The following is a 4,159-nucleotide window of genomic DNA, read 5'->3' as shown; positions in this document are numbered from 1 at the left end:
AGTAAATTAAATTAATCATTAATTAAATAAGTAAAAAACAAGTATTAAGTTCATTTTATGCAGGAAGTTCTTAAAATGAGTAATACTTAATAAAATACTCGAAATTAGTCGTCAAATTCGGACTAATGATTTCAAGTGTATTAAAAGTATCACTCAATTATCGGACACTCCCGAATTGTTCGTATTTTTTTAAAATAATTTGCCTAATTAATTAAATTTTGTTGGTAATGTTTAAGTGTATTCTATGTTTCCAATATTATTCTTTATTTTTAAAAATTTCTTTTATAAAAATTGCTCTACTTTTGTAAAATTGCTTTAACTTTATAATATTGTATTCATTTAAAACAAAAAGCTTATAAAATTCGTAATTTAAAATAATATTAAATTAAATTTTTTAAAATATAAAATAAAGGTTTTAAAAATGAGAGATTATTCTATTGAAGAGGCAATTGAAATAATTAATTCATGTGATGAATCGTTCATGCCTGATACTATACATTTTGATGTTAGGAATATTCAAAGGATTGGAGATTTTGGCTTAATCTTTGAAACATTCTTACACAATCCATTAATGGGAATTATCAAGCAAGATCACAATAAATTTAGATTATATTTTGAACATAATCAGAGACCTACAAAAGATATATCATTAGTGATAGGTATAAATGATAATAGAGAAGTGAAATTCGTAACTGTTATGGAAACTTATAGAAATCAAAGGGTGAGAAAATGAACAACAAAGTAGTATATGATTATGACCATCAAGGGGACTCATTATTCATATATTGTGTTGATGATTATGAATATGAAGTTTCACTTGAATTGGACAATGATGTGATTCTGGATATTGATAAAGAAGGTAAACCTGTTGCATTTGAATTTCTAAACGCATCTAAAATATTCAATCTGGATAAAAGTCATTTTAATAATTTAACTAAAATTACTATTCAATCAATAATCACTGAAGAAGCTATAAATTTAAAAGTCAAATTAGCAGTTCCGGTCCATAATAAAACACAAACTTTTGGAATGAATAGAATCACAACTAATTTAAATGGTATTCCTGCTATTGAATCTGAACTGGTTACAGCATAACATTATTCATTACATCTTAACAACATGATTTTAATAATTATTTAGAAAATAAATTCTGTATCAGAGTTTTAGTGCTTGAAATCGATAAGTATCGGAACTTTTTTATAAGTTTTATACGAATTGTTCGTATAATTTTAGTGTTTTCTTTATATAAAATCAATTTTTTATCAGAGTTGATTGGAAATGATAAGTTCTGCAACTCTTTAAGGTTTTAAAACGAAATGGTGTGTATGTAGAATTTTCTAATTCTGATGAGTTTCATTTTTTTTAAAAGTTAATGTTTATATTAAAAATAGTAAAAAGTGAATAATTTATGTTATTCACTTTTAGTTTAAGCAATTATTTACCCAATTAATAAAATTGCATGTAGAATCACCAGTTCTTTCAGCTTGGGTATGTCCTTGGCCCCATACAGTTGAAAATTCAACATTGTCCTTTCCAACTTTATTCAGGACGGCTAAGTATAAGTTGACATCGACACATTGGGATGTATCTCCTTGTTCAATACCTGTGTTTATTCTCCAATATTTAGCTACATCAGAACTTCCTGCTCCATCGTAATAATCACATAAGTAATACATTGGATTATACATGTTTACACGAGTTTCCATGGTGTTATTTAAACCGTCTTTTGTAGCCAAATCATTGCTATATTCACGGGCATAATCTTTTGAGTCATTAGTGTATTTAGAGTATGTTTCACTATTATTGTTAAGTAAATCACTTAAATCTTTATCAAAATGTGATGAACTATTTGCGTCAAGGCCAAACAATCCGTTTTCAGCTTGAGAACGATTCAAATCATCAAAAGCGGCAACAGATTTTGAAGGATTTTTACAATTTTTGACAAATGCTTCTAAACTAGTGATTTTTGCAGTGTTTGTTTTTTCATCATATTGAATCCATGTGTCATTTCCATTAAGGTAATCAATGTAGTCTTGTGCTGTCTGATAACTTGTTGATGATTCGGTATCGGTGTTTTCACTTTGCATTTCACCACTAGGTGCTGATCCTGTTGGTGTTTCTCCACTTTCACCACTAGGTGTTGATCCTGTTGGCATTTCCCCGCTAGGTGCTCCACCAGATGGCATACTTCCCATTCCATTAGAACTTGGAGAATATGGGAATGTTGTATCATTTAAAAAATTATTCAAGGATTCTTCGGTTACAGTTAACATGTAATCATAGTAACTGCCTGAAGTATAAATTCCATCATTGCTTTTTTCAAGTTTCAATACATTTCCATTTGGGTCTTTTAGGTTCAATTGATTAATGTAAGTAGCATATGATCCTGCCAAATCATTACTTAAGGCACCTGTGAATGAGTTCGAATTTCTCACATATTGGCCCATATTCCATTCATATGCACTATCTGCAGTATCTAAATTTGTTATTGGACACCAGCACATCGCACCAGCAATAGCATTTGATAAAACTTTTCCATCTTTATCAACCATTGCAGCACCAATGTTTTCTAAATATGGATTATATAATTCGCTGTTTCCAGAAGCACCCATTATTGCAGATTGTGCTCCCCCTCCACTATGGCCAAAAGTAAATATTTTCTCAGTGTCCCCGGGTAAAACATCTCCGTTAAATCTGTAGTAAGTCACTGCAGATTTCAAGTCAACTACACCATCAGGTGCTTCTGCATTGTCTCTTCCCATACAACCGGCATTTAAATAGATAAAACCAGCATCAGTATAATTTTTAACTTCGCCTGCATTGTAACTAGTTGGTGCTTTGCATGCAGAATAACCTGGAGTATTTACGGGCATTACTATAGGTGCGGAATTAGAGGTATAATTTCCAACTTTAGCATTTTCATTTATTTTACAACTGTAAGTTCCATTGGAATTTTTACTGCCTTCAAAGTATTTTCCAGGAACGTATATTCCACAAGATTCATATGCAGTATCTTTAGGATTCATACAGTATACAAGTCCAATTTGATAATATATGTCGTTTGTTTCGTCATATTGCCAATTATTCATGTCAACTGAAAGATTATTTGTTAATGCGCTTGCATTATATGATGGTCCCTCACCTGTTGAAGTCGAGTTACCTGTTAGGAAAAATACTCCCACAATAGATATTAGAATTATTAGGGCAATTATAATTAAATGTAACTTTTTCATAACATCACCGATTAATTTATATTTAATAACTAGGATGTTATATTTAAATTTTTTCATATTAATGCTGTCAGTTTTTCAAAATTGGAATGGGAAACATACTTTGATTATGAAACATTAACTAACAATTTAATTAATAGTTTAGAATAATTTGCAAAAATTATATTTGCATTTTGTACTTGAAATCTATAAGTATGTGAACTATTTTACTTGTTTTATACGAATTGTTCGTAAATATGTTTGATTAATTGTTGCTTTTTTAATTAAAATTTTTCCTAAGTTAATGATTTTTTGATATATTTGAGGTGATGGTAGAGTGGATTGGTGGTCCACACTAATTAATTCAATCAATTTGTCAAATAATGTCACAAATTAAAATTCCACTTCATCGAAGTTCGTTTTTTAGAATCCTCACCTTGAAAACTGTTAACCTAGCTTTGATTCCTATCAATCGTCAATCAGAAAAATGCTTGTTATATTCTTAACTAATATAGGTAGGAATATAAGTGACTGTTAAAAAAAATAATGCAGTCAAGAAGCATTTCTACCATCAACTCACCTTCCTTAGGAGGGTAAAATATTTTGGATATTCGCTTTTTCATTCTATGACTCCTAATTTTATATAGAATTTTTATCTGTTCCAGAGTACTATCATTTATTACTTTTATTATATAAAGTATTACTTTTTATTTTTTTACAAAATTTTATATATTAAAAAAAGGCAAGTAGTATTATTGGATATTCGTTGGAATTCATTTTATGGTTCCAATTTTTAATAATGGTTTAGAGTTATTTTTAACTCTATCCTATTATTAAGTTCTTATTTTATTAGAAAATTAGTTTTATACTGTAGTTTTAGTGCTTGAAATCGATAAGTATCGGAATTTTTTTATAAGTTTTATACGAACAGTTTTGTATGCGCTGTGTTG

General features: G+C 29.0%; 3 protein-coding genes. 2 read left to right on the top strand and 1 reads right to left on the bottom strand.

Annotated features, from left to right (window positions below; all coding sequences use genetic code 11):
- Positions 1–421: 421 nt before the first annotated feature.
- Together ACKI2P_RS04070 and ACKI2P_RS04065 are read left to right on the top strand one after the other, a co-directional pair.
- The gene (locus ACKI2P_RS04070) at positions 422–733 is read left to right on the top strand and encodes a hypothetical protein (RefSeq protein WP_407375259.1); all 312 of its coding nucleotides are present in this window, start codon (positions 422–424) and stop codon (positions 731–733) included.
- On the top strand, positions 730–1,095 hold the full coding sequence (locus ACKI2P_RS04065) for a DUF2283 domain-containing protein (protein WP_287412021.1): 366 nt from the start codon (positions 730–732) through the stop codon (positions 1,093–1,095). The genes ACKI2P_RS04070 and ACKI2P_RS04065 overlap by 4 nt, the downstream gene beginning before the upstream one ends.
- 326 nt (positions 1,096–1,421) lie before the next feature.
- On the opposite strand, the gene ACKI2P_RS04060 is transcribed toward ACKI2P_RS04065, so the two are convergent.
- Entirely contained in the window at positions 1,422–3,233 is a 1,812-nt protein-coding gene (locus ACKI2P_RS04060) for a subtype A tannase (protein WP_407375258.1), read from the bottom strand.
- Positions 3,234–4,159: the final 926 nt, after the last annotated feature.

It is taken from the genome of Methanobrevibacter sp. (genome assembly GCF_045541095.1).
In the GTDB taxonomy this organism is placed as follows: Archaea; Methanobacteriota; Methanobacteria; order Methanobacteriales; family Methanobacteriaceae; genus Methanocatella.
Note: the sequence above shows the minus strand (reverse complement) of the source record. Positions and strands in the feature narration are given on the sequence as shown.

What these genes read in the sequence shown, in the direction of transcription:
- ACKI2P_RS04070 (WP_407375259.1), top strand. Translation starts at nt 422, where the DNA reads ATGAGAGATTATTCTATTGAAGAGGCAATTGAAATAATTAATTCATGT.
- ACKI2P_RS04065 (WP_287412021.1), top strand. Translation starts at nt 730, where the DNA reads ATGAACAACAAAGTAGTATATGATTATGACCATCAAGGGGACTCATTA.
- ACKI2P_RS04060 (WP_407375258.1), bottom strand. Translation starts at nt 3,233, where the DNA reads ATGAAAAAGTTACATTTAATTATAATTGCCCTAATAATTCTAATATCT.